19 protein-coding genes are annotated in these 25,218 nt (G+C 73.2%); 8 read left to right on the plus strand and 11 right to left on the minus strand.

Annotation, left to right across the window (positions count from 1 at the left end):
* The first annotated feature begins 88 nt into the window (after window positions 1–88).
* Both ABT345_RS07185 and ABT345_RS07190 read left to right on the plus strand, forming a co-directional pair.
* Complete coding sequence (locus tag ABT345_RS07185; RefSeq protein WP_345090169.1) at window positions 89–493, plus strand: VOC family protein; 405 nt, start codon at window positions 89–91, stop codon at window positions 491–493.
* 39 nt (window positions 494–532) lie between these two features.
* Window positions 533–3,196 carry a bifunctional FO biosynthesis protein CofGH gene (locus tag ABT345_RS07190; RefSeq protein WP_345090172.1) on the plus strand — a complete coding sequence of 888 codons (2,664 nt, stop codon included), beginning with the start codon at window positions 533–535 and terminating at the stop codon, window positions 3,194–3,196.
* Window positions 3,197–3,322: 126 nt separating this feature from the next.
* Here the strand turns inward: ABT345_RS07190 and ABT345_RS07195 are convergent, their stop codons facing one another.
* Complete coding sequence (locus ABT345_RS07195; RefSeq protein WP_345090176.1) at window positions 3,323–3,586, minus strand: hypothetical protein; 264 nt, start codon at window positions 3,584–3,586, stop codon at window positions 3,323–3,325.
* A 300-nt stretch (window positions 3,587–3,886) separates the two neighbouring features.
* Between ABT345_RS07195 and ABT345_RS07200 the strand changes: the two genes are divergently transcribed.
* A complete protein-coding gene (locus ABT345_RS07200; RefSeq protein ID WP_345090179.1) occupies window positions 3,887–5,017 on the plus strand; it encodes an ADP-ribosylglycohydrolase family protein in 1,131 nt (376 codons plus the stop codon).
* A 169-nt stretch (window positions 5,018–5,186) separates the two neighbouring features.
* Here the strand turns inward: ABT345_RS07200 and ABT345_RS07205 are convergent, their stop codons facing one another.
* The 6 genes from ABT345_RS07205 to ABT345_RS07230 form a co-directional block, all read right to left on the minus strand.
* Window positions 5,187–6,755, minus strand: coding sequence for a sodium:solute symporter family protein (locus ABT345_RS07205; RefSeq protein WP_345090182.1), 1,569 nt, complete (start codon window positions 6,753–6,755; stop codon window positions 5,187–5,189).
* Between the two features lie 396 nt (window positions 6,756–7,151).
* Window positions 7,152–7,880 carry a DUF2690 domain-containing protein gene (locus ABT345_RS07210; RefSeq protein ID WP_345090185.1) on the minus strand — a complete coding sequence of 243 codons (729 nt, stop codon included), beginning with the start codon at window positions 7,878–7,880 and terminating at the stop codon, window positions 7,152–7,154.
* Window positions 7,881–8,117: 237 nt separating this feature from the next.
* Window positions 8,118–9,341, minus strand: a complete 1,224-nt coding sequence (locus ABT345_RS07215) for an aminotransferase-like domain-containing protein (protein ID WP_345090188.1) — start codon at window positions 9,339–9,341, stop codon at window positions 8,118–8,120.
* A gap of 188 nt (window positions 9,342–9,529) precedes the next feature.
* Window positions 9,530–9,730 carry a DUF397 domain-containing protein gene (locus ABT345_RS07220; RefSeq protein ID WP_345090191.1) on the minus strand — a complete coding sequence of 67 codons (201 nt, stop codon included), beginning with the start codon at window positions 9,728–9,730 and terminating at the stop codon, window positions 9,530–9,532.
* A gap of 257 nt (window positions 9,731–9,987) precedes the next feature.
* The gene (locus ABT345_RS07225) at window positions 9,988–10,854 is read right to left on the minus strand and encodes a helix-turn-helix domain-containing protein (RefSeq protein WP_345090194.1); all 867 of its coding nucleotides are present in this window, start codon (window positions 10,852–10,854) and stop codon (window positions 9,988–9,990) included.
* A 305-nt stretch (window positions 10,855–11,159) separates the two neighbouring features.
* Window positions 11,160–11,927: a GOLPH3/VPS74 family protein gene (locus ABT345_RS07230; protein ID WP_030289299.1), complete on the minus strand. Its 768-nt coding sequence runs from the start codon at window positions 11,925–11,927 to the stop codon at window positions 11,160–11,162.
* Between the two features lie 234 nt (window positions 11,928–12,161).
* Here ABT345_RS07230 and ABT345_RS07235 point away from each other — a divergent pair, with 234 nt between their 5' ends.
* Window positions 12,162–15,266 (plus strand): D-alanyl-D-alanine carboxypeptidase, encoded by a 3,105-nt coding sequence (locus tag ABT345_RS07235; RefSeq protein ID WP_345090198.1) that lies wholly within the window; start codon window positions 12,162–12,164, stop codon window positions 15,264–15,266.
* Between the two features lie 424 nt (window positions 15,267–15,690).
* On the plus strand, window positions 15,691–17,220 hold the full coding sequence (locus ABT345_RS07240; protein WP_345090200.1) for a glycosyltransferase family protein: 1,530 nt from the start codon (window positions 15,691–15,693) through the stop codon (window positions 17,218–17,220).
* A 288-nt stretch (window positions 17,221–17,508) separates the two neighbouring features.
* On the opposite strand, the gene ABT345_RS07245 is transcribed toward ABT345_RS07240, so the two are convergent.
* Complete coding sequence (locus ABT345_RS07245; protein WP_345090203.1) at window positions 17,509–17,820, minus strand: hypothetical protein; 312 nt, start codon at window positions 17,818–17,820, stop codon at window positions 17,509–17,511.
* Window positions 17,821–18,210: 390 nt separating this feature from the next.
* Here ABT345_RS07245 and ABT345_RS07250 point away from each other — a divergent pair, with 390 nt between their 5' ends.
* Together ABT345_RS07250 and ABT345_RS07255 are read left to right on the plus strand one after the other, a co-directional pair.
* A complete protein-coding gene (locus ABT345_RS07250; protein WP_345090206.1) occupies window positions 18,211–18,930 on the plus strand; it encodes a hypothetical protein in 720 nt (239 codons plus the stop codon).
* Window positions 18,931–19,111: 181 nt separating this feature from the next.
* Window positions 19,112–20,428: a sensor histidine kinase gene (locus tag ABT345_RS07255; RefSeq protein WP_386460799.1), complete on the plus strand. Its 1,317-nt coding sequence runs from the start codon at window positions 19,112–19,114 to the stop codon at window positions 20,426–20,428.
* A 100-nt stretch (window positions 20,429–20,528) separates the two neighbouring features.
* Here the strand turns inward: ABT345_RS07255 and recQ are convergent, their stop codons facing one another.
* Window positions 20,529–22,586, minus strand: a complete 2,058-nt coding sequence (recQ, locus tag ABT345_RS07260; protein ID WP_345090776.1) for a DNA helicase RecQ — start codon at window positions 22,584–22,586, stop codon at window positions 20,529–20,531.
* A 172-nt stretch (window positions 22,587–22,758) separates the two neighbouring features.
* A complete protein-coding gene (locus tag ABT345_RS07265) occupies window positions 22,759–23,190 on the minus strand; it encodes a DUF2000 family protein (RefSeq protein WP_345090209.1) in 432 nt (143 codons plus the stop codon).
* 49 nt (window positions 23,191–23,239) lie between these two features.
* Between ABT345_RS07265 and ABT345_RS07270 the strand changes: the two genes are divergently transcribed.
* Window positions 23,240–24,142, plus strand: coding sequence for a helix-turn-helix transcriptional regulator (locus ABT345_RS07270; RefSeq protein WP_345090212.1), 903 nt, complete (start codon window positions 23,240–23,242; stop codon window positions 24,140–24,142).
* 256 nt (window positions 24,143–24,398) lie between these two features.
* Here ABT345_RS07270 and ABT345_RS07275 read toward each other — a convergent pair whose 3' ends face one another.
* Window positions 24,399–25,127, minus strand: a complete 729-nt coding sequence (locus ABT345_RS07275; protein ID WP_386460794.1) for a L,D-transpeptidase family protein — start codon at window positions 25,125–25,127, stop codon at window positions 24,399–24,401.
* Window positions 25,128–25,218: the final 91 nt, after the last annotated feature.

A 25,218-nucleotide genomic window follows, 5' to 3' on the forward strand; every position in this document is an offset into this window, starting at 1 on the left:
GGGTGTTTCCGTACGGGGGCGGGCAGGACGGCCGTCCCCGTACGGGAGGCGGCCCCGCCCGGTAGCCGGCGGCTCCTAGGAGATGACCATGCCGCAGCTCGACCACACGATCGTCCACAGCACCGACCGATTCGCCTCCGCCCGTTTCATCGCGGAGATGCTCGGCGCCCCCGAGCCCCGCGCGTACGGGCCGTTCGCCGCCGTCACCCTCGACAACGGCGTCGTGCTCGACTACGCGGAACATGTCGCACCCGACGGCAAGTTCGCCCCCACGCACTACGCGTTCCTGGTGACGGAGGACGAGTTCGACGAGATCTTCGCCCGGATAAAGGACAGGAACCTTCCCTATTGGGCCGATCCCCGGCATACGAACCCCCAGGCCATCAACCACCACGACGGCGGCCGCGGCGTGTACATCGACGACCCCGACGGGCACGCCATGGAGTTCATAACGCGTAAGTACTCGGAGGCTCTGCTCGCCGGATTGCAGTGATCTTGTTCCGGTGTCGGTGCGCGCTCGTATGCTCGGAGGATGACTTCCAGCGCGCAGGTACCTGACCAGGGATCACACCGAGCGGACGCGCCGTCGGCGGGCGGTGGCACGGAGCCTTCCGCGCCGCCCGCCGCGAACGCCGTGCGCCGGGCGTTGCGCCGGGCCCGCGACGGCGTCGCGCTGGACGTGAGCGAGGCCGCGGTCCTCCTCCAGCTCCGCGGCGACGACCTCAAGGACCTGTGCGCGAGCGCCGCCCGGGTCCGGGACGCGGGCCTGGAGGCCGCCGGACGGCCGGGGGTCATCACGTACTCCCGCGGTGTCTTCATCCCCCTGACGCGGCTGTGCCGCGACAAATGCCACTACTGCACCTTCGTCACCGTCCCCGGCAAGCTGCGCCGGGCCGGCCACGAGATGTTCATGTCCCCCGAAGAGGTGCTGGACATCGTCCGCCGCGGCGCGGAAATGGGCTGCAAGGAAGCCCTGTTCACCCTCGGCGACAAGCCCGAGGAGCGCTGGCCCGAGGCCCGCGAGTGGCTGGATGCGCACGGCTACGACGACACGATCTCCTACGTCCGCGCCATGGCCATCCGCGTCCTGGAGGAGACCGGGCTGCTGCCGCACCTCAACCCCGGGGTGATGTCCTGGACGGACTTCCAGCGGCTCAAGCCCGTCGCCCCGTCGCTGGGCATGATGCTGGAGACCACCGCCGAGCGGCTCTGGAGCGAACCCGGCGGCCCCCACTACGGCTCGCCCGACAAGGACCCGGCCGTCCGGCTGCGCGTCCTGGAGGACGCCGGCCGCTCCAACGTCCCCTTCACCAGCGGGCTGCTGATCGGCATCGGGGAGACGTACGAGGAGCGTGCCGAGTCCCTGTTCGCGCTGCGCCGTATCCAGCGCGCGTACCACGGCATCCAAGAACTGATCATGCAGAACTTCCGCGCCAAGCCGGACACGGCGATGCGCGGCATGCCCGATGCCGAACTGGAGGAGCTGGCCGCGACGATCGCGGTGGCCCGGCTCGTCATGGGCCCCTCGACCCGCATCCAGGCGCCGCCCAATCTGGTCGACGGCGAGTACGAGATGCTCATCGGCGCAGGCATCGACGACTGGGGCGGCGTCTCCCCGCTGACCCTCGACCACGTCAACCCCGAGCGTCCCTGGCCGCAGATCGAGGAGCTGACCGAACGCTGCGCCACCGCCGGCTTCGAGCTGCGCGAAAGGCTCCCCATCTACCCCGAGTTCCTCCAGCGCGGCGAGCCCTGGCTCGACCCCCGGCTGCTCCCGCACGTCCGGGCCCTCGCCGACCCGGAGACGGGCCTGGCCGACGAGGACGCCCCCGTCGTGGGCCGCCCCTGGCAGGAGCCCGACGAGGGCTTCTCGCTGGCCCCCTCGGGCCGCACCGATCTGCACCGCACCATCGACACCGAGGGCCGCACCGGCGACCGCCGCGACGACTTCGACGAGGTCTACGGCGACTGGGAGGCGCTGCGTGAGGCCGCCGCCCCCGGAATGGCGCCCTCCCGCCTCGACGCCGATGTCCGCGAGGCCCTGAAGCAGGCGGCCGACGACCCGACGCGGCTCACCGATCCGCAGGCGCTGGCGCTGCTGCACGCCGACGGCCCGGCCCTCGACGCCCTGTGCAAGATCGCCGACGAGCTGCGCCGCGACACCGTCGGCGACGACGTCACCTACATCGTCACCAGGAACATCAACTTCACCAACGTCTGCTACACCGGCTGCCGGTTCTGCGCCTTCGCGCAGCGCCGCACCGACGCCGACGCCTACACGCTCTCCCTGGAGCAGGTCGCCGACCGCGCCGAGCAGGCGTGGGACGTCGGCGCGGTGGAGGTGTGCATGCAGGGCGGCATCCACCCCGACCTGCCCGGCACGGCGTACTTCGACATCGCGCGCGCCGTCAAGGAGCGCGTCCCGGGGATGCACGTCCACGCCTTCTCGCCCATGGAGGTCGTCAACGGCGCCACCCGCACCGGCCTGTCCATCCGGGACTGGCTGGCCGAGGCGAAGGCCGCCGGCCTCGACACCATCCCCGGCACCGCCGCGGAGATCCTCGACGACGAGGTCCGCTGGGTCCTCACCAAGGGCAAGCTGCCCACCGCCACCTGGGTCGAGGTCATCAAGACCGCCCATGAGCTGGGCATCCGCTCGTCGTCGACGATGATGTACGGCCATGTCGACCAGCCGCGGCACTGGCTGGGGCATCTGCGGCTGCTGGCCGACATCCAGAAGTCGGCGCGGGAGAAGGGCGTCGAGGGCTTCACGGAGTTCGTCACCCTGCCGTTCATCCACACCAACGCCCCGGTCTACCTCGCGGGCATCTCCCGTCCCGGCCCCACCACCCGCGACAACCGCGCGGTGACGGCCATGGCGCGGCTGCTGCTCCACCCGTACATCACCAACATCCAGACCAGCTGGGTCAAGCTCGGTACGGAGGGTGCCGCCGAGATGCTCCGCTCCGGCGCCAACGACCTGGGCGGCACCCTGATGGAGGAGACCATCTCCCGGATGGCGGGCTCCAGTTACGGCTCCTACCGCTCCATCCAGGACCTGCTGGCCATCGCCGACGCCGCGGGCCGTCCGGCGCGCGCCCGCAACACCACGTACGGCCCGGTGTCCGAGGAGCGGCAGCGGGCCGCGCACGCCTCGGACGGCCATCTGCCGGAGCTGCTGCCCGTCCTCGACTGAGGCGCACGGCGGTGGTACGGGGGCGCCCGGCGGCATACGGGCGCCCCTCGCCGGGCCTCGGCGCCCCCGCCCCGGGGAGTCCGCCCCGGCGCCCCCGCCTTAGGGAGCTCGTCCGGTCCGGGTGCTCTAGGGCGACGCGCCCCCGTCGTACTCCGCCTCGTGCTGGAGGATGCACTGCTGCCACTGCGACAGCGCCTGTGCCCTGTCGCCGCCGGCGTCCTGCGCGGCGGTGATCAGCGCGTCCGCGGCCATGGCCGCCAGCCGGACCGCGACATGGCAGACATCGCGGTGCGGAAGCGGCCGGAGAAGTTCCACCGCGCCGTCGCTGTCGCCGGAGAGCGCGGTGGCGACGACGGCCATCGTGGTGCGGTCCCACTCGTACTCGGACATGTGGTGAGCATGCCCATCCCGGCCCGCCGCCATCTTCGAACTCCCGGCTGAACGTGGCCCGTCGCCCGGAATCCCGCCGCCACCTGCGCGTTCGCCGGGCGCCTCGTCCGCCGTGGCCGCCTGGTCCGGAGGTCTCGGGCGGACGCGTACCGATCGGGAGCGGACCGTTCAAAAGCCACCTGATGTGCGTCTTGTCGCATTCCGTTCCTGTCCTTAACCGATCAATCATGGTCGATTACAGTGCTGCGCCAGGGGGTCCGTACGGGGCCGGACGGGCGTTGTGGGGTTCGGGAGGGCACAGTGAACGCAGCGGCAGGCGGCACCGGCACCACCGCCATCTGGGGCCGTACCGAACAGCAGGACTTCCGCAGCCGGGTCCGCGGCTGCCTGCTCGGCGGTGCCATCGGTGACGCGCTCGGCGCCGGCATCGAGTCCGACTCCCTGGACGCCATCCGCGAGGCCCACGGCCCGGAAGGCATCACCGACTTCGTGCCCGCCTTCGGGCGGCGCGGCGCCGTCACCGACGACACCCAGCTGACGCTCTTCACCGTCGACGGCCTGATCCGCGCCCAGGTCCGCCGCGACACCGGCGCCTGGCACCCGCCCACCGACGTGCACCGCGCCTACCTGCGCTGGGCCGCCACCCAGCGCGACTGGGGGCCGGACGAGCGCAAGGAGGACGACGGCTGGCTGGCCCGCGAGGAGTGGCTGTACTCCCGCCGCGCACCGGGCCGCGCCTGCCTGACCGGCCTCGGCGACGACACCATGGGCACCCTGGACAAGCCGAAGAATCCCGACTCCAAGGGGTGCGGCGCCGTGATGCGCTCCGCGCCGTTCGGCCTGCTCGTCGGCTGGGAGCCGCAGCTCGTCTTCCAGCTCGCCGTCGAGTGCGCCGCCCAGACCCACGGCCACCCCACCGGCTACCTCGCGGCCGGCGCCTTCGCCGTCATCAGCCACGCCCTGGCCCGCGGCGACGACCTCGACAGCGCCGTCCAGAAGGCCCTCGCCCACCTCGCCACCCGCCCCGGCCACGAGGAGACCACCGAGGCCCTCAAGCGCGCGCTCGGCGCCGTACGGCAGGGCATGCCGACGCCCGAACGGGTCGAGTCGCTCGGCGCGGGCCGGACGGCCGAGGAGGCGCTCTCCATCGGCGTCTACTGCGCACTGGTCGCCGAGGACGTCCGCCACGGTCTGCTGCTCGCCGTCAACCACGGCGGCGACAGCGACTCCACCGGCGCCGTCTGCGGCAACCTCCTCGGCACCCTGCACGGCGAGACCGCGCTGCCCCCGGTCTGGCTGGTCGAGCTGGAGGGCCGCGACACCATCCTCCAACTCGCCGACGACTTCGCCCTGGAGATGACCCAGGGACCGGCCCTGCACGGCCCCGCCGGCTCCGCCCCGGGGTGGCTGGCCCGCTACCCGAGGGCCTGACGGACGCGGACGAACGGCCACCGGAGGAGAGCCCACCGCACCGGCGCCGCGGGCGCGGACCCCCGGCCCGGGGCACGGCGCGACGGTCACCCGGCCCGGATGTGGCCTGGCGGTCACCCGGCCCCGACGGTCACCCGGCCCCGGCGCGCGCCCGGCACCCGCGCGCCCCTCACGTCCTCCCCGCGCGCCCCGCCGCCCCGTCCGTCCGCTGCCCGGGGAGCCGCCGGGACGCCCCGAACCCGTCGCTGCCGTCCCCGTCCCCGTTGATCCGCTCCAGGACCGCGTCCCGCTCCGGGGTGTCCTCCGGCCTGACCAGTCCGATCAGCAGGAACAGCACCAGCGAGGTGGCCACCGGCGCCACGATCTGGATCTGCAGCTGCACCCCGTCCAGCCCGTAGTTCGTCAGCCAGAACGCGAACAGGCCCGCCGCCCACGACACCAGCGCCGCCGTCGGCCCGGACCGGCGGCACTGCCGCACCATGCCCAGCAGGAACGGGATCGAGATCGGCCCGACCAGCCCGGCCACCCACTTGATGACCACGGTGATGATGTCCTTGAACGCCGGCGAGTTGACCTGCGTCGCGATCGCCATCGACAGCGCCAGGAACGCCACCGTCGACAGCCGCGCCGCCAGCAGCCCCGCCCGGTGCGACCAGCCCCGCACCCGTTCGCCCACCTTCGGCAGCGCCGGCGCGATGTCCCGGGTGACGACCGCCGAGATCGCGTTCGCGTCCGACGAGCACATCGCCATCGTGTGGGAGAAGAACCCGACCACGACCAGGCCCAGCAGCCCGTGCGGCAGCAGCCGTTCGGTCAGCAGCGCATACGCGTCCGACGCATCCGGCTTCTGCGCCCGCACCAGCAGCGGCGCCATCCACATCGGGAAGAACAGCACCGCCGGCCACACCAGCCACAGCGCCGCCGACAACCGCGCCGACCGCACCGCCTCCCGCGCACTGCGCGTCGCCATGTACCGCTGCGCCTGATTCCACATCCCGCCGCTGTACTCGAAGGTCTTGATGAAGAGGTACGCCAGCAGGAACGTCAGCGTGTACGGCCCGGCGGTCGGCGCCGTGTGCCCCGCCGGCAGCCGGTCCCACGCCGTCCACAGCGCCCCGACACCACCGAGCTGCGCCAGCACCGTCACCAACATCGCCACCCCGGCCAGCAACTGGATGACGAACTGCCCCAACTCCGTCAGCGCGTCCGCCCACAGCCCGCCGACCGTGCAGTAGATCCCGGTGACCACACCGGTGATGAGGATGCCCTGGTTCAGCGACATGCCCGTGAACACCGACAGCAGCGTCGCGATCGCCGCCCACTTGGTGCCCACGTCCACGATCTTCAGCAACACCCCCGACCAGGCCAGCGCCTGCTGCGTCGGCAGGTTGTAGCGGCTCTTGAGGTACTCCAGCGGCGAGGCCACGTGCAGCCGCGACCGCAGCCGGTTCAGCCGCGGCGCGAACAGCCGCGCCCCGATGGCGATCCCCATCGCGATCGGGAACGACCATGTGACATATGACGTGACGCCGTACTGGTACGAGATACCCGCATGGCCGGTGAACATCACCGCGCTGTAGCCGGACATGTGGTGCGAGATGCCGGACAGCCACCACGGCATCCGGCCGCCCGCGGTGAAGAAGTCGCCGACGTCGTCGACCCGCCGGTGGGACCACGCGCCGATCGCGACCATCACACCGAAATAGCCGATGAGCACGGCCCAGTCGAGACTGTTCATGCCCCCTCCAGGGGTCCGCCTGGTGAACGTGGACCACTTCGCCGTGACGTCCCGTTGGGCGGTTCCCCGTGCGGGAGCGGGGACGTGGGGATTGAACCGTCCGCCGCGCGGGCCGGTCAAGGCCCCCAAGGTCATGGATGTGAACGACAGTCACCAAGCCGAACGATTTTGCCTGCTCTTGACCGGCCGGGGCGTTGTCCCCCGTCCGCCGCCGCCCCCACGATGTGCGGACACTTCGCCGGGCTCCGCAGGCCCGACCAGCACGGCCACCACCGTCCCGCACCCGCGGCACGGCGACCGGCCGCGCGGGAGCGGGATCCCGCGCGGCACCACCGACTTGCCGGGAGGAACGCGCCACGGACGAAGCCACCGGCACCCGGTCGGGCACCTGCGGCCTCACTCCCAGTCCGACCGGTCCGTGCCCTCGAAGCAGTACGTGACCCACTTCCCGACCCGGTGCGCAGCGGTCGACGGCACCGCGCACACCCGCACCCGGAACGTCCGCCCGACCGTCGCCATGTCGGTGTACTTGTCGTGCCCGAAGTTGATGACCGCGCTACGGGACGAGCCGCCCCGCACCCGGATCGTCACCGTGTCCCCGGGCTCCCCGTTGACGATCCGCCCCCACACGGCGCCGCAGGACGCGCTGTGGCGCAGCTGGATCCGTACGGGGTTGCCCGCCTTCGGCTCCCAGGTGACCGCGTCCGCGGAGCACTGAGCGGCCGGACTCTTCCCGTCGCAGCCCGCCCCGGGGCAGCCCGGCGGCGGCTCCTCGAACGCCTGCCGGAGTGCCTCCACCCCGGGTGGCACGAGCGCCCCGGCGACCGCCGCGGCCACCGCCACCACCAGCGTGTGCCCCGCATGCGCCCGCAGCCACCGCCCGGCCGCCCGCATCCGCGCCCCGAATCGGCCGCCCGGCCCGGGACGTGCGCCACCGGGCGGATCGGCAGCGGGTGGATCCAGGACGGGCGGATCAGCGGCGGGCGGATCGAGGGCGAGCGGGGCGGCGCCGAGCGGATCGGGTGCGGGCGGATCGGCGGCAGGTGGGGCGGGAGCGGCGGGCGGGACGCCGTCCGGCTCCCCGCCACCGGGCCGTGCCGCGGGATCGTGCGGGTGTGTGCTCATCCGGCCTCCTGAGAGGTCCCTGGCCTGCCCACGATTCTCCCCCGATCCGGCCCACCGGAAGCGCGTCGCCGGCCGCGGACCGGGGCGCGGAGAAGAGCGTGACGGGCTCAACGGGCGTACGGAGAAGGGGAGATGGCCGCCCGTGCCCCCGCGCCCGCCCACCCCGCGCCCCCGCGCACCGCGTGCGCCGCACGCCCCCGGCGGCGCCCCCGAGTTCACCGCCCCACCCGCGTTCGTTCAGCCCGCCGGACGCGCCTCGCGCAGCGCCGCGCCCAGCCGGACCAGACCCTCCCCGATCTCCTCGGGCGGATGCGTCACGAACGACAGCCGCATCGCCGCCGCGTCCGGCGGCCCCGCGAAGAACGGCGCCCCGGGGACGTACGCCACGTCGTGCCGCACCACCCCGGGCAGCAGCGCCGTCGCGTCGTACCCCGCGGGCAGCGTCGCCCAGACGAACATGCCGCCCGCCGGACGGTTCCACCGCGACCCCGCCGGCAGCGCACCGCCCAGCCCGCCGAGCAGCGCATCGCGCCGCGCCCGGTACGCCTCCCGGACCCGCACCAGATGCGCGTCCAGATCCGCCACCGCCAGATAGCGCGCGGCCGCCGCCTGATCGACGGTGGAGGAGTGCAGGTCAGCGGCCTGCTTCGCGATCACACAGGCCCGCCGCAGCCCGGCCGGGGCCCGCAGCCACCCCAGCCGCAGCCCCGGCGCCATCACCTTCGAGAACGACCCCAGCAACGCCGTACGGTCCTCCGCCCCCGGGAACGACGCGATCCACGGCACCGGCTCGCCCTCGAACCGCAGCTCCCCGTACGGATCGTCCTCCGCGATCCACAACCCCCGCCGGGCCGCCACCGACGCCACCGCCGCCCGCCGCTCTTCCGGCAGCGTCCGGCCCGTCGGGTTCTGGAACGTCGGCACCAGATAGAGCAGCTTCGGCCCGACCCGCGCCGCGATCTCGTCCAGCGCCTCCGGGTCCAGCCCCTCGTCATCCGTCGGCACCGGCACCACCCGCGCCCCCGCCAACGAGAAGATCTGCAACGCCGCGAGATAGCACGGGTCCTCGACGAGCACCACGTCACCGGGTTCCAGCAGCGCCGTCGTCAGCAGCGTCAGCCCCTGCTGCGACCCGGTGGTCACGATCAGATCGTCCGCGGCGGTCGCCAGCCCCCGCGCGGTGGCCCGGGCGGCGACCGTGGCGCGCAGCTGCGGATCGCCGTCGGTCGGTGAGTACTGCAACGCCCGCCGCGGCTGCTCGGCCAGCACGTGCCGGAACGCGTCGGCTATCCCCTCGGCGTCGAACAGCTCCGGCGCGGGCAGCCCGCCGGCGAACGAGATCACCTCCGGGCGCGCGGTCAGCGCCAGGATGTCGCGCACCGGAGAACTCCCGGTCCGCGCCGCCCGGGAGGCGAGCCCCGGGGCGGGGACCGTGGACACGCTCTGGGCCGGATCCGTCATGACGACTCCCCTCGCTCACGCCGGGCGCACGCCCCGGCTCGGTCGCCGGAGCTTAAGCCGCCCGTCCGGCCCGGTACAGGGGGCCGCACCCGGCGCCGGACAGGGGAGAGCCCCCTCGGCCTGGACAGGGGATCCGGTCGAGAGGGCTCGGGGCCGCGCGACGGGTGCGCGGCGGTCTGACGGGCCGGTCAGGCCAGGTCGAAGGCGCCGCCGGCGACATCCGACACGAAGGTGCTCCAGGCGGAGTTGTCGAAGGTGAGGCGCGGGCCCTCGGGGTCCTTGGAGTCGCGCACCGCAATGGCCTCGGCGGCCGGCACGGCGATTTCCACGCAGGCACCGCTGGCGGAGTACGACGACTTCGTCCAGGAGAACGCGGAATTGGGCTGCATGACCTTGTTCACTGTTCGCTCCGGCTACTGTGAGTTGCTGCGGATTCGGTCGTGCCGACGCTACGCGCCAACATCACTTGCAGCAGGAGCAGTTCACCCGTCCGAATGGCGTGCTTCTGGATCTCTTTTCACGGCGCCGGGCGCAGGTGTACCTTGCCGGATCCCGCCGCCGGGGGCCGGTTTTCGCCCCTCTCCGACCGGCCTTTCCCGCCCTGTGGGACTCCTCCCGGGCGGGATCGAATTCCCTGGTGCGGACCTCAACTCAGAGCATCCGCATGTCGTTTGGCGGCAGCCGCGATGAATTCCCGGCTCTGGTCGGCATTCAGCGCCTGTGCCCGAAGATGTTCGTACATGATCGTGTACTTGTTGACGTCGTTCGCTTTCTCCAGATACAGGTCGCTCGTGACGCCTTCGATGTAGACCACGCTCGAATCGGAGGTCGCATCGAATTCGAGAATGGAGAACGTGCCGGACATCCCGGCGTGCGCTCCCGTGTCGTACGGCAGCACCTGCACCGTCACATGCGGCAGGGCGCTCATCTCGACGAGATGCTCCAGCTGCTCCCGCATGACGGCGTGACCGCCCACCACCCGCCGCAGCGCGCTCTCGTCGAGCACCACCCACAGCCGCAGCGGATTCTCGGGATCATCGACCCGCTCCTGGCGCCGCAGCCGCACCTGGGTCCGCTTCTCCAGTTGGTCGGGCGGCAGCTCCGGCAGCACCCCGGGGATCACCGCCCGGGCGTACCGCGGCGTCTGCAGCAGACCGGGGACCACCAGCGACTCGTAGACCCGCAGCGAGGCGGCCTCGGTCTCCAGCCCGATGTAGACGCTGTACGGGATGTCGCCGAACGCGTGCCACCAGCCCTGCTGCCGGGAGTCCTTGGCCATCTGCATCAGGGATTCCACTATCCGGCGGTCGTCGACCTCGTACACGCCGCACAGGTCACGGACGTCGCGCTGGCTGATGCTGCGGCGGCCGTTCTCCAGCCGGCTGATCTTCGACTGGGAGACCAGCAGCCGCTCGGCCACCTCCTCCGCCGTCATGCCCTTGAGCTCACGGAGCCTGCGCAGCTCCTGGCCCAACCGGCGTCGTCGGACGGTGGGGTTGACATGGGACGCCACGGGACGTGCACCTCCGGGTCCGTACTGCTGTTGTTCCGTGCCAGCAGAGTGCCACCCCGGGTGGACACCGCGCAGTCAAATGCACACAGAAGGCGAGCACGCCACTGCGCGGGGTGGCGGACCGGCCGCCGTCCGGAGCGGCCGGCCCGCCACCCCGCGCCAACTGCGGCTCCCGAACGGGCTCGTGGGGACGGTTCTGCAACGGCCGGTGCCCCGGCGGCGTACGGGACGCCGGCCGGGGCACCGCCCGGAGCATTACGGGAGCGTGCGGACGGCGCGCACGCCGCCCCGCACGCCCCCAGTGATCATCGTGCGCCGGCCCGGGCCATGCTGCCGTGCCCATGCCGTGAGGGAACCGGCACTCCGGACGCGTTCGCCGCGCCCCGGCCGGCCGGCTGACGCGCCGGGCCGTGGCCCGAGCCCGCCGCCGGTGTCCGCCGCGGCTGCGCCGCGACGCCGTTCTGGACGTCCATGACCGCGTGCGCGACCAGACCGCCCATGGGGTCGTGCCGGATCAGATCCCGGAGGCGGGAGCGCGATGAGCGCCCTTCGTTCCCCGGGTAGAGGTGCTTGCCGAGGCCGACCGCATGGGCCAGCGCGGCGAGCGCCGCGGTCCGCGGGTCCGGCGGTACGCCGGTGCGGATCGCGGTGTCGAGCCGGGCCCTGATTTCCCGGCTGATCGCCGTCTCCGTCGCCTGGTAGCGCGTCGTCGGCAGCACCCCGCACATCTGCCCCTCCACGGCATGGACCATGCCGCAGCGTTCGAGATGCGAGAGATACGTCTGGCGCAGCCCCAGTCGGGGCCCGCCGATCCAGTGGACCGCGCGCACCGGACTGCCGCGTCGGCGCAGCAGTTCGAGCGCGGAGTCCAGAGTCGGATCTCCGGTCGGCCGTGGCATCACCACGGCGATACGATCCCCGTCCGGGGCTATCCGTCCTGCCAGAGCCAGCTCCACTAGCTGGGCCCCGGCCAGGCCGAGGTCGAGCGACTGCGGCTGCGCTGTGGTGCCCGTTGCCGGGTCCAAAGCCAGCAGCAGAAGCTCCTCCGGAATTGTTCTGCGGCTCCTGCCCATCCATGCCTCCCCGCGTGGATGCATGACAGGGTGACCCCTCTCACATTCATCTGTCGAGAGTGCGTGGGGGGTTCGGCAGGGAACCTGCAGGTATGTCGTTCTCGTCTAGCACGTCGACGGCTACCTCCGCGGCGCGGCGGAACGAGGTGGCGTGGGGCGGCGGCATCCGCGCCGTGCGGACACAGGACACTTGGGAACACTGGTCAGACAGTGCGACATACGAAGGAGACATCGGTGGCGGGCGAGTCCCCCGACAAGTCGGGCAAGAAGCAGGCGTCGGGGAAGGCGCGGGCCGCGGACGACCCGCGCCTCGCCGTCCTCCGGGGGGAGCCGGCGGAGGCGACGGAGAAGACGGCGGAGCCCGCGGAGCCCGAGAAGGCCGAGAAGGCCGGACGCGGGGCCTTTGGGGCTGCCGAGGCGTACGGGGACGCGGAGGCGCCGAAGAAGCCGGAGAAGGCGGCGGACGGGGCTTCTGAGGCCGATGCGGCCCCTGAGGCTGCCGAGACCGGCGAGGCTGCGAAGACCGCCGAGGCGAACGGTGCGGCCAAGAACGGCGACGGCCCCGGCAACGACCGGCTGCGGGCCGCCGTCGCCGCCTGGGTCGCGGGGAAGGACGACGACCCCGAGAACGACGACGCCGAGAGCGCGGACGACTCCGACGGCGCTGCCTCCGGCGACGCCTCCGACGGTGCCGACACGGATGGTGACAGCGCGGCCGACGGCGGCAGTGCAAAGGGATCCGCAAAGGTCATAGGCGCTGCTGCGGCAGGCGCGAAGGGCTCCGCCGCCGAGGGTGCCGCGACGTCCGGTGCGGACGCCGGGGACGGCTCCGGCAAGCGGCCCGCGGCGGACGACGCCGGGGCGGCGAGCGGTGACGGCGCCGCTGCCGATGACGTCGACGACACCCGTGACGAGGGTGCGGATGCCGCCGGGTCCGCCGGTGAAGCGAAGGCCGGGAGCGGCGACGCCGGGAAGAAGGGCGGCGGAAAGCGTCCGAAGGGCGAGGAAGCCAAGGCCGCGGAGCCCGAGGCGTCCGTCGCGAAGGACGCGAGCGCCAAGGACGACGCCCCGGCCTCCGGCGCCGAGGGTGACGACGCCTCTGTGACGGACGGCGGCGACGCGTCGGACGAGGACGACGACGTGGACCGGCCGACGGCCGTCTTCACGACCAAGGGCAAGAAGTCCGGCGCGGACGAGGAACCCGCCGACAACGCCACCCGCGTCTTCACCATCGCGAAGTCCGGGGACGAGAACGCCAAGTCCGAGGAGAAGAAGCAGCCGGCGGAGAAGGCGGAGCCCGAGGGCGGGGAAGAGCCCAAGGCCGCGGACAAGGCCGGGCCCGAAGCCGCGGACAAGGGCAAGGACGACAAGCCCGAGGCCGCGGACAAGACCGAGGCCGCGGACAAGGCCGAGGCCGCGGACAAGGCCGAGGCTGCGGGTAAGGACAAGGGCAAGGGCAAGGCCGGTGGCAAGGCCCAGGCCGAGGCCGATGACAAGGACGGTGCGGACGCCGACCCGGTCGATCCGCCCACCACCGCCTTCCGCATCGCCCCGCCGACCGGCGCCAAGTCCGCGAAGGACGCCAAGGACGCCAAGGCCGACACCGGCTCGTCCAAGGACTCCGGGGAATCCAAGGACACCAAGGACGCCAAGGCCTCCGACGCCAAGGACCCGAAGGCCCCCAAGGACCCGAAGGCCCCCAAGGACGAGCCCAAGGCCGACGGCAAGAGCACCGGCAAGAGCAGCGACGAGACCGCAGGCAAGGCCGCGGCCGCCGAGCGGGATGCCGAGCGGACCAGTCAGTTCGTCGCGCTGAAGTCGGACGACACCGGTGCCGCCGGACGTTCCCTCGGCAAGACGGCCGGCAAGGCGGGGGAGAAGGAAGCCGGTGCCGCCGCGGCGAGCCCGTCGCCGTCCGGCAAGGCCCAGGCGGACAAGTCCGCAGCCGGCAAGCCCGCGTCCGGCGCCTCCGGCACGTCCGGTGCGGCCGCCGCAGGCCCGCAGCCGGCGGCGCTGCCCGAGAGCGAGCGGACCCGGCAGGAGCCGTTGCCGCCCCTCGACCTGCTCGCGCAGCTCACCAACACCCCGCCGCCGCCCGAGACCACGCTGCGTACCGTCGTCCGGCGGTTCAAGATCTGGACGCCGCTGGTCATCCTGCTGGCGATCATCTTCGTGGTCGTCCAGTCGCTGCGGACGCTGCCGGAGCCGACGCTGGCCGTCGGCGAGTCGACCGCGTTCACCTTCAAGGGCGGCAAGCTCGCCATGCCGTGGCCCGGTCAGGGGCAGTCCGCGGCGGAGGTCGTCGGCGTGGGCAGCCTCGGCACGGCGGGGCCGCAGAAGCCGGTGCCGACGGCGAGCGTCGCCAAGGTCATGACCGCCTACGTCATCCTGAACGACCACCCGCTGAAGAAGGGCGAGAAGGGCGCCACCATCACCATCGACGCCAAGGCGGCGGCCGACTCGAAGAACAAGGACGAGTCGCGGGTGCCGCTGAAGGAGGGGCAGCGCTTCAACCAGACGCAGATGCTCCAGATGCTGATGATCCCCTCCGGCAACAACGCCGCCCGCCAGCTGGCGCGGTGGGACGCCGGGAGCGAGGAGGCGTTCGTGAAGAAGATGAACGCCGCCGCCGGCAAGCTCGGCATGACGAACACGACGTACACCGACCCCAGCGGCCTGGCGAAGACGACGGTGAGCACCGCCGTCGACCAGCTCAAGCTCGCCCGTGAGGTGATGAAGAACGGTGCCTTCCGCGCCGTCGTCGCCACCGAGAACGTCCAGATCGACGGGCTGCCGGAGCGGCTGTTCAACAACAACAGCCTGCTCACGACGATGCCGTACGTCGTACGCGGCATCAAGACCGGCTCCAGCACCCCGGCCGGCGGCGCCTTCATGTGGGCCGCGTACCGCACCGTCGGCGGCAAGGACCAGCTGCTGCTCGGCGTCACGATGGACCAGCGTGCCAACAGCACCGACCCCAACGCCCACCTCGCGCTGGCGCTGGAGAACAGCGGGAAGGTGATCAAGGCGGCCCGGGAGGCGCTGGTCGCCGACACCGTCGTCAAGAAGGGGCAGGTCGTCGGCTACGTCGACGACGGTCTCGGGGGCGAGACGCCCGTCGTCGCCACCAAGGACCTCACCGCGGTGGGCTGGCCCGGTCTGCAGGCCGCCTTCTCGATCGGCAACGGCGGCAAGACCGTTCCGCACACCGCCAAGGCCGGGACGAAGGTCGGCGTGCTGACCGTCGGCAGCGGCGACAGCACCCAGCAGGTGCCCGTCGCCCTCGCCGAGGACCTGACCGAGCCCACCTTCGGCGCGAAGCTGACCCGCCTCGGCTGAGCCTTGGCCCCGTACGGGGTGAGGTCCGGTTCCCCGTCCCGTACGGGGAGCCGGGCCTCACCCCTACGGGGCCTTCGCCGTCTCGGGCCCTTCGGTCCGGACGGTCCCGTACGGGGCATGGCCTCGACCCTTACGGGAAGCGCGGCCGGCCCCCGCGGGGGCGATGTGCCAGAGGGAGCGGAGCCGTCCCGCCGTCCGGGGGAGCGGCGGCCCGGCCCGTAAGGGATGCGAGAGCGGGCCCTCCCCAGGGGCGAGCATGTAACCGCCCCTCTCCGGGGAGCACCTCCCGGCGGGCCCGGGCAGCCGCCCGACCCGCCCGCACCGCACGCGACCGGAGCCCGCCATCGACGCCACCCGAACCGAACCGGCCCCCGAAACCCCGGCACGGACCCCCGCGCCGCCCGCCCGGCGGCCGCGGGACGCGGTGGTTTTGGCGCCCGCCGCGCTGATGTGCGCACTCGGCGTCTGGGGACTGCGCCGCGGCGGCGCCATGTGGCGCGACGAGGTCGTCACGTATGACATGGCACATCGCACCCCCGCCGCGCTCGTTGCCACCCTCCGCCACATCGATGTGGTGCACGGCCTCTACTACGCGCTGATGCACCTCTGGTTCACCGGCTACGAAGCGATCCTGGGACCCGGCGGGCTCCTCGGCCCGGCGTTCGGCGGCGCCGTCGGACGCATCCTCGGCGAGGACGTCGTAGCCCTGCGGCTGCCGTCCCTCGCCGCCATGACAGCGGCCGCCGCCGGTGTCGCGCTCCTCGGAAACCTCCTCGTCGGCCCCCGCACCGGCCGCTGGTCCGGCATCGCGTTCGCGCTGCTCCCGCCCGTCCAGCAGTACGCCCAGGAAGGCCGCTCGTACGCGCTGGTCTGCGCCCTGGTCGTCTGGGCCGGCTGTCTGCTCGTACGGATCGCGGTCCACACCCGGCAAACGCCCGGCCGCCCGCGCCGGGCGCTGTGGGGCGGTTATGCGGCCCTGCTGCTCACGGCGTGTCTGCTGCACGAGTTCGCGGCCCTGGTGCTGCCGGTGCACGGCGCCGCGCTCGTCCTCGGCCGGCTGCCGCGCCGCACCCTGCGCACCTGGGCGCTCACCGCCACCGGCGTCCTCGCCGCACTCGCCCCGCTCGCCCTCTGCAGCACCCGCCAGTCCGACCAGCTCAGCTGGCTGACGTGGCCCGACCCGCTGCAACTGCTCACCTTCGCGGTCCTCGCCGCCACCGGCATCGCCGCCTCCCGCGCCCGCATCCGCTCCCGCGGCCCCATCGGCCTGCGCGCCCTCGGCCTCCCCCTCCTGCTGCTGCCCACCCTCCTCCTCTTCCTGCTCTCCACCGCCGAACCGGCCTACGTCGACCGCTACGTCCTCTTCTCCATGGCGGGCTTCGCGCTGCTGGCCGGCGCGGCGCTCGCCCGGCTGCTGCGCCCGGTGGGGGAGGACGGCCAGACCGGCACCCGGCTACGGCGGCGCGCCCTCACGCTGGGCCTCGTCGTCGTGGCGCTGCTGCCGGTGGACATCCGGCTGCGGATGCCCGTCAGCCGGGTCGACGACGCCAGGGCCGTCGCCCGGGCCGTACGCGCACTCGCCGGGCCCGGCGACGGCCTGCTCTTCACCCCGGCCCGCCGCCGCATCTGGGCCGCCGCTCACCCCGACGCCTACCGTGACCTGCGCGATCTGGCCCTGCACCGCGACCCGGTCGCCTCCGGCACCCTCTACGGCACCGAACGCTCCGGCGACATCATCCGCGCCCGGATGCTCACCGTTCCGACCGGCCGCATCGTGGTCGTCGGCGACGGCCCCGACCAGCCGGAGGACCCCAGCGACCAGGAAATCGCCAAACGCGCCACACTCCGGGAGGCGTTCGTCCGCTGCCGGAGCCGGATGGTGCACGGCGGGTGGGTGGCGCTCTATGCGCGGAGTGAGGCGGGGTGCGGGGGCCGCGGAGTGGTGGGGCGGTAGGCCGATGCCGGGCGGTGGGGCGGCCGGTGCCCAGCCGGTTGGTTGCCCGGCTGGTTGGTGTGCCGGTCGGTTGGCGTGCCGGTCGGTCGTGGCTCGGCTGGTCGGCGCCTTGGTGGGTGGGCGGCGCGGGGCGGTGCCTGAGCAGCGGGCTTGAGGGGCAGTCGTGAGCGGCGTTGCGGGCGGGCCGTGGTCGGTCGGTCCGTGAGGCGGGTGGTCGGGCGGCCTGTGGCCTGTGGCCGGGTGGCGGGTCGGCCTGCGGGCCGGGTAGCCGGTTTCCCGGGCGGTCCGTCAGGCCCCGTGGCGGTTCGCCGTCGTGCCGCTCAGTGCGGAGTCCTGGCGGCGCCGGCGCATCGCCAGGCCCACCATGCCGAACGCCAGCAGCGCGCCGAGCCCGGCGAGAAGGAGCGCCGTCGGCAGATGGCCCACCTTCTCCGCCAGCCCGGCCAGCCCGTTGTCCGGCAGCATGATCGCCGTACGGTCGCCGACCACCGGACCGGTCGTGTCGGCGGCGACGGCCGCACCGGCGGGCATCAGCAGCGCGACGAGCGCACCGGACGCGACGGCAACGGTGCGGATCACAGAGCGACGCTGGTCGGACATCGGGCACTCCTCGTCAGGACGGAACGGGCGGACACGGTCGGACGACGACGATGCGTTCGCCCGGCCCGTGCGCTCTCGCGGCCGCTCCGAGGCCCGTCCCGGGCACGGATCTCCACCGTTCACACGACCGCCCCCGGGACCGGCCCCGGACCGATTCCGCGGCCCTTACGCTACGGAGCTTGTTTCACGGGAAACCGTACGTCGTGTAACAGTCACCGCGATCTCTGCGTACGGTCCCGTCACGGAATGGCCCACCCGAACCCTCCGCCGCACGCCACCCTTGGGTAACTTGACTCCATATGTACCGATTCATGCGTGCGGTCCTGCCGGAGTCGGCGGGTCCGTGGTCCCGCCCCGTGGTGCCCGCCGCGCAGGGGAGGCGGTGACCGGATGCGTCCACGGGCGCGGGTGCCGCTCGCCGTACTGCTCCCGCTCGCCCTCGTCACGGGGTGCGCGGGGTTCGAGGGGCTGCAGAGCGACGGGCGGGCCAGAGAGGTGAAGGCGCCGTTCGCGCTCTGGACGGACCACTCGCCCGCCCCGCCGAGCAGGAGCGAGAACCCTGTCGCCCTCGAACCCGTACCGCACATCCCGCACATCCCGAGCGGCAACATGGCCGACGCCGACCCGCGCGCCGTCCTCGACGCCGACCTGGCCGCCGACGGGCTAAAGCCACCGGCGCCGGGCTCCGTGCGCCGCCCGGTGCTCCACGACCTCACCGACGACGGCAAACCCGAACTGATCATGGCCGTGGACCTCGACGACCGCACCAGCGACCTGCGTGTCTACAGCGTCCGGCACCAGGTCGTCACCCGGGTCCTGGCCCTGCGCGGCGTCCTGGCCGGCGTCGAACTGGCCGCCGGCCACCTCGTCGTCCGCGAACCCACCAAGGACCCGCGCTACGTCAGCGTCACCGACTACCTCTGGGACAAGGACCGGATGACGCTCTGGGACCTCACCCTCGACGACGCCCACAAACCCCAGCCCGCCCGCAGCGGCACCCCGGAGCCGATCCCGCCTGTGCCGCCTGCCGCCGGATCCCCCACCGGACCTGCCGCCGGGCCCCTCACCGGACCTGCCGCTGCGCCCTCGCCGCGCGGAGAGTGGCGATGAGGCCGCCGGGGGCGATGAGGCCGCGGGGAGGGTGGCGATGAGGTGGGCGTGGTGGCGGCGTGGAGCTTCCGGGGGGCCTCCCCCCTCCCCTCCCGCCCCCACCCCTCCCCACCCCTCACCCCTCCGTCGTGCGACCCCGCGTGGCGTGCCGGGTCGGCTCATCGCGTTGGGCCGTCGGGCGGTGCGCCGCGCGGCGGTCTCCCTGCGGTGGAAGATCGCGTTGACGGTGACCGCAGTGTGCTGCGCCGTCGCCGCGGTCCTCGGCGTGCTGGTGCACAACGCGGTGGCCCGTCAGACCGTCGGCCAGGTACGCAAGGAGACGCGTGCGGATCTCGACATCGCCCTGGATCTCTTCGAGTACGGCACCTCCCGCGAAGGCATCAACTCCGTCCTGGACCCGCCCCAACTACCCGAACCGCTCCGCAAGCTGGTGCGCAGTGGCGGGCAGGGCAGCATGGTCGGTACGTATCGGGGGCGTCCCGTCATGTGGGCGGCGGCGCCCGCGGGCGATCAGATCATGGCGGTGTGGTCGCCCTACGGGAACACCAGCCGGTCGCTGGAGAAGTTCGACACGGCCATCCTCGGGTCGGCGGTGCTGGCCGCGGCGGCGGTGGCGCTCGCCGGACTGTTCCTCGCGCACCGGATCAGCCGCCGGCTGACGAGGACCGCGGCCGTCGCCCGCCGGATCACCGCGGGCGATCTGGACGCCCGGGTCGGCGCGGCACCGGGCGGCGGGCCCGGCGGGGCGGGCGCGGACGCCGGGGGAGGCGCGGCCGGTGGCGACGAGGTGGCGGCGGTCGCCGCGGCACTGGATTCGGTGGCCGGGTCGCTGCAGAGCCGGCTCCAGGCCGAGCAGCGCTTCACCGCCGATGTCGCACACGAACTGCGCACCCCGCTGACGGGCATCCTGGCCTCGGCCGCCCTGCTCCCGGAGGGCCGCCCCAAGGAGATGATCAACGACCGGCTGCGGGCGCTGCACCGGCTCACCGAGGATCTGCTGGAGATCTCCCGCCTCGACTCCGGCGCCGAACACGCCGACCTCGGCTCCTACGATCTGGCCATGCTCGTCGGGCGCTGTGTGTCCGCCACCGGGCTCGACACGGAGGTACGGATCGTGTCCTCCGGCGTCGTCGAAACGGACCGGCGGCGCCTGGACCGCATCCTCACCAACCTCGTCCTCAACGCGCACCGCCACGGCCGTCCGCCCGTCGTGGTCACCGTCGACGCGGTCCCGGGCGGCGTGCCGGGCGGCGCGCCGACGATCGAGGTACGCGATCACGGCCCGGGCTACCCCGATGATCTGCTGCGCCACGGCCCGCGGCGCTTCCGTACCGATGCGCCGGGCCGTGGCCGCGGCCACGGTCTGGGCCTGACCATCGCCGTCGGCCAGGCCGCGGTCCTCGGCATCGATCTTCGCTTCACCCGCGCCCCCGACGGCGGCGCCCGCGCGGTCCTGCACCTTCCCCCGCCTTCCCCCGTACACGAACACACTCCCTGACCTGCGGATTCCCCTGTTGCTCGAAGGCTTTCGCCGGCCGGTGCCGGGGCGTCCCGCCGCCCCGGCACCGGGCATCGGCCTCAGCCCGTGCCGCTGACCGTCACCAGTCGATGTCCTCCGGCGGCTCCGGCGCGTCCCAGTCCTCCGGCGGGGGCTCGGGCAGGCTCGCGGCGCCCGCCGGTCCGTCGAAGTGGCTCGGGCCGGCCGCGCGCCGGGCCGCGGGCGCGGCGGCTGCCGCCGCGGCCTGCGCCGTCGCGCCGAGGGGCTGCCCGGCAGCCGCCGCGCCGACCGGCTGTCCGGCAGCCGCCGCGCCGCCGCTCGCCCCGTCGCCGTCCGCGAGCACCTCCAGGATCTGCGCACCGTACTTCGCCAGCTTGTTCTCGCCCACGCCGTTGACCGTGCCCAGTTCGGCGGTGGTGGCCGGGCGGGCGACGGCGATCTCGCGCAGCGTCGCGTCGTGGAAGATCACATACGCCGGGACGCCCTGCTCCTTCGCCGTGCTGCCGCGCCAGGCACGCAGCGCCTCGAAGACCGGAAGCGCCGCCTCCGGCAGATCGACCGGGGCCCGCTTGCCCTTCGACGACTTCGCCTTCGCCGCGCGCGCCGCCTTCTCCGGCTCCCGCCGCATCGGCACCTCGCGGCCGCCGCGCAGCACCTCGCCGCTCGCCTCGGTCAGCACCAGCGTGCCGTAATCCCCCTCGACGGCGAGCAGCCCCTGCGCCAGCAACTGCCGTACCACGCCCCGCCATTCGACGTCGCGCAGATCGGTGCCGATGCCGAAGACCTTCAGCGCGTCGTGGTCGAACTGGACGACCTTCGCGGTCTTGCGGCCCAGCAGGATGTCGATGATCTGGCCGGCGCCGAACTTCTGCCCCCGCTCCCGCTTCAGCCGCACGATCGTCGACAGCAGCTTCTGCGCCGGCACGGTGCCGTCCCAGGTCTGCGGCGGCGCCAGGCAGGTGTCGCAGTTGCCGCACGCCGTGCTCTCCTGGCCGAAGTAGGCCAGCAGCCGCACCCGGCGGCACTGCACCGTCTCGCACAGCGCGAGCATCGCGTCCAGATGCGCCGACAGCCGCCGCCGGTGCGCGTCGTCGCCCTCCGAACCGTCGATCATCTTCCGCTGCTGCACCACGTCCTGCAGGCCGTACGCCAGCCACGCCGTCGACGGCTGGCCGTCCCGCCCCGCACGGCCCGTCTCCTGGTAGTAGCCCTCCACGGACTTCGGCAGGTCCAGATGGGCCACGAACCGTACGTCCGGCTTGTCGATGCCCATGCCGAACGCGATGGTGGCGACGACGACCAGGCCGTCCTCCCGCAGGAAGCGCGACTGGTGCGCGGCGCGCGTCCGGGCGTCCAGCCCCGCGTGGTAGGGCACCGCGGCGATGCCGTTCTCCGCCAGGAACTGCGCGGTCTTCTCCACCGAGGCGCGGGAGAGGCAGTAGACGATGCCGGCGTCCCCGGCGTGCTCGGTGCGAAGCAGCTCCAGCAGCTGGCGCTTCGGCTCACTCTTCGGCGCGATGCGGTACTGGATGTTGGGCCGGTCGAAGCTCGCCACGAAGTGCCGGGCGTCGCCCATCGACAGCCGCGAGGTGATCTCGGTGTGCGTCGCCTCGGTGGCCGTCGCGGTCAGCGCGATCCGCGGGACCTGCGGCCACCGCTCGTGCAGCATCGACAGCGCCAGGTAGTCGGGCCGGAAGTCGTGGCCCCACTGGGCGACGCAGTGCGCCTCGTCGATCGCGAAGAGGGAGATCTTGCCGCGGTCCAGCAGGCTCAGCGTCTGCTCGACGCGCAGCCGCTCGGGCGCGAGATACAGCAGATCCAGCTCCCCGGCGAGGAACTCCGCCTCCACCAGCCGCCGCTCCTCGACGTCCTGCGTGGAATTGAGGAACCCGGCCCGCACACCCAGCGCCCGCAACGCATCGACCTGGTCCTGCATCAGCGCGATCAGCGGCGAGATCACGATGCCGACGCCCGGCCGCACCAGCGACGGGATCTGGTAGCACAGCGACTTGCCGCCACCCGTCGGCATCAGCACGACGGCGTCCCCGCCGCCGATCACATGCTCGATGATCTCCTGCTGACTCCCGCGGAACGCGTCGTAACCGAACACCCGGCGCAGCACCTGCACCGCTTCGCCCGCATCCGGCTCGCCCACCATCACACTGCCTGCGCTTTCTGCCACGTCGACCTCACCCATGCATGAAGCGTACGAGCAATCCACCCGACCACGCCGAGCCTGTGGACAACTCCGCTCCGTGCACGCCACCCGGCCCGCGGCCCCGCCGGGGAGCACACCGGCCGGGCGGGCATCCGCGCAGCTCAGACGCCCCTCACGGATGCATCCGCGCCCCCTTGACCACCTTGTCCACAGCGTTGCGCGGCCCGTACACGGCCAGTCCCACCACGTCCAGCTGTCCCGTCGGCACGGCCCGTACCGCCGCGCGGTTGTCGCGGTCGTTGCCCGTCGCGAAGAGGTCCGAGGTGAACACCGACCGCGGGAGCGACCGGGCCAGGGCGCGGCCGTGGGCGGCGGTCAGGGTCTCCTTCGTCCCCTCGAAGACCAGCACGGGCTGGCGGAACATCGGCAGATAGGGGACGCCGTCGGCGTCGGCGTAGGGCTCGCCGATGATCTCGGGGATTTCCGGTCCGACGCCGCTGACCAGGAAGGCGGTCACGTTCAGCCGCTGCCAGACCGCCAGGTCGTCACGGAGCAGCACGGCGATCTTGGTGTCGAAACGTACCGGGGCGTTCTCGTTCGTCATGCCCCGAGGCTGCCAACTTCCCCGCCGCGCCTTCTTGTACGTTCTTTGCATGGTGGCGCGGCAGGAGGTGTCCGCATGGCGCCCCGGGGTCCCGGGGGTCGTGGAGGTGCTGCACGCCCGGTTCACCGAGCACGCCTACCCGATGCACCTGCACGACGTGTGGACGCTGCTGATCGTCGACGACGGCGCCGTCCGCTACGACCTGAACCGCCGCGCGCACGGCACCCCGCACGACACGGTCTCCCTGCTCCCGCCCCAGGTCCCGCACAACGGCTCGTCCGCCACCGCGCGCGGCTTCCGCAAACGCGTCCTCTACCTGGACCTGACCCAGCTGGACGAGGGCTTCATCGGCCCGGCGGTGGACGGCCCGGACCTCGCCGACCCCCTGCTGCGCCACCGCGTCGGCCAGCTGCACACGGCCCTGGCGTCCCCGGGCGACGAGCTGGAGGCCGAGAGCCGGCTCACCCTGATCGCCGAGCGGCTCCGCGGCCATCTGCGCCCCCGCCTGCGCACCGACCCGCCGGCACCCGGCCACGGCGTGGCCCACGCCCTGCGCGACCTCCTCGACGAGCGGCTGACCTCCGGCGTACGCCTGGACGAGGCCGCACGGCTGCTGCACGCCCACCCGGCCCACCTGGTACGGGCGTTCACCGCCGCGTTCGGCATCGCCCCGCACCGCTATCTGATGGCCCGCCGCGTCGACCGCGCCCGCCGCCTGCTCCTCGACGGCCTGCCCCCGGCGGAGACGGCGACCGCGAGCGGCTTCTACGACCAGCCGCATCTGACCCGCCACTTCACACGGTTCCTGGGCACCACCCCGGGCCGCTACGCCCGTGGGACGCCAACGGGCGCCGAGCGCCGCACACGCAGTCAGGGCCCCGCCCGGCCCGTCGCCGACGGCATGGACGCACGCATCGGCGAACCCCGATCCGGCCCCGCACAGCAGAAGTGAGCGGGCGGTGCCCACCACGCAGGCAGTGACGCGCCGAGCGTGCGGACGGCCCGCCCGCACGCCGGGCACCGGACCGACGACACCGCGCCGCCACTTCCCGCCCCGGCCGACCACCAGGCCGCCGCTGTCGCCTCCGCCGGCAGCCGCCCCCGGCGCTCCGGCCCTCGCACCCCGGGCCGGCGAGCGGTATGCGAAATGCCCTGGAACCACCGACCGGACCGGGACCTTCACACATACCTCCACGCATACGGCCTGCTCAGGAGGCCAGCGATGCGGCATCGCCCATGACGACGACCGGATGGCGCGCCGGATCGAGCAGGCGCAGCAGCCGCCGCACATGCCCACGCTCCAGACCGATGCAGCCGTGCGTGGGACCGCCGTGATCGACATGGATCCAGATGCCCCCGCCCTTCTCCTCACCCAGGGGCCGCGTCGGGTCGAGCGGCGAGGTGCCCGGCTTGCGGTTGTAGTCGATGGCGATCACGTAGTCGAAGGACCCGGCCAGCGGCTCCCCGGCGAAACCGGTGCCCCCCACCCGGAAGCCGGGAGACCGGCTGTACGGCAGCGCGCTACCGGGGTCGGCGAGCCGCCCGCCCGCATCGCTCAGCGTGAACACGCCGACCGGGGAGCGGAGATCGCCCACCCGATGGCCGGCGGTCCAGCCGCGCAGCGCATTGCGCGCAGGCCAGGACTCCCCGGCCCGCCACCCGGCGTCCGTCCGCTCGTACAGCACGGCCTCGGACCTCGACGAGTTCCGGCCCGCGCCAGTGACGACCACTGCCTGCCGGGTGCGCGCCGGAATCTCTGCAAGGGTCCGGGGCCCCAGACCGGGCAGCCGGTCCGCCCGCTGTGCTGGAGCCGCGGACCGCCCCGCGGCCTGCGGCACGGACACGGTCGTCCTGGATTCGGTCGGGCCTCCGCACCCGGCACTCACCACAAGAGCGGCCCACGCCACGGCGGCCCACACGGTACGACGGTGACGTATACGCACGTCGGCGTCCTTTCCACGGATCTATGGATCTCTTCGGCCTTGCGGATCTACGGATCTACGGGCCTCTTCGGAGTTGCGGATCGAC

It is taken from the genome of Streptomyces sp. NPDC000404, assembly GCF_040300365.1.
In the GTDB taxonomy this organism is placed as follows: domain Bacteria; phylum Actinomycetota; class Actinomycetes; order Streptomycetales; family Streptomycetaceae; genus Streptomyces; species Streptomyces ramulosus.

Excerpts from the sequence above, each read along its gene's own strand:
- ABT345_RS07270 (WP_345090212.1), top strand. The coding sequence starts at position 23,240 with ATGGTGGCGCGGCAGGAGGTGTCCGCATGGCGCCCCGGGGTCCCGGGG.
- ABT345_RS07205 (WP_345090182.1), bottom strand. The coding sequence starts at position 6,755 with ATGAACAGTCTCGACTGGGCCGTGCTCATCGGCTATTTCGGTGTGATG.
- ABT345_RS07215 (WP_345090188.1), bottom strand. The coding sequence starts at position 9,341 with ATGACGGATCCGGCCCAGAGCGTGTCCACGGTCCCCGCCCCGGGGCTC.
- ABT345_RS07190 (WP_345090172.1), top strand. The coding sequence starts at position 533 with ATGACTTCCAGCGCGCAGGTACCTGACCAGGGATCACACCGAGCGGAC.
- recQ (WP_345090776.1), bottom strand. The coding sequence starts at position 22,586 with ATGGTGGGCGAGCCGGATGCGGGCGAAGCGGTGCAGGTGCTGCGCCGG.
- ABT345_RS07250 (WP_345090206.1), top strand. The coding sequence starts at position 18,211 with ATGCGTCCACGGGCGCGGGTGCCGCTCGCCGTACTGCTCCCGCTCGCC.
- ABT345_RS07230 (WP_030289299.1), bottom strand. The coding sequence starts at position 11,927 with ATGGGCAGGAGCCGCAGAACAATTCCGGAGGAGCTTCTGCTGCTGGCT.
- ABT345_RS07265 (WP_345090209.1), bottom strand. The coding sequence starts at position 23,190 with ATGACGAACGAGAACGCCCCGGTACGTTTCGACACCAAGATCGCCGTG.
- ABT345_RS07220 (WP_345090191.1), bottom strand. The coding sequence starts at position 9,730 with ATGCAGCCCAATTCCGCGTTCTCCTGGACGAAGTCGTCGTACTCCGCC.
- ABT345_RS07185 (WP_345090169.1), top strand. The coding sequence starts at position 89 with ATGCCGCAGCTCGACCACACGATCGTCCACAGCACCGACCGATTCGCC.
- ABT345_RS07210 (WP_345090185.1), bottom strand. The coding sequence starts at position 7,880 with ATGAGCACACACCCGCACGATCCCGCGGCACGGCCCGGTGGCGGGGAG.
- ABT345_RS07195 (WP_345090176.1), bottom strand. The coding sequence starts at position 3,586 with ATGTCCGAGTACGAGTGGGACCGCACCACGATGGCCGTCGTCGCCACC.
- ABT345_RS07245 (WP_345090203.1), bottom strand. The coding sequence starts at position 17,820 with ATGTCCGACCAGCGTCGCTCTGTGATCCGCACCGTTGCCGTCGCGTCC.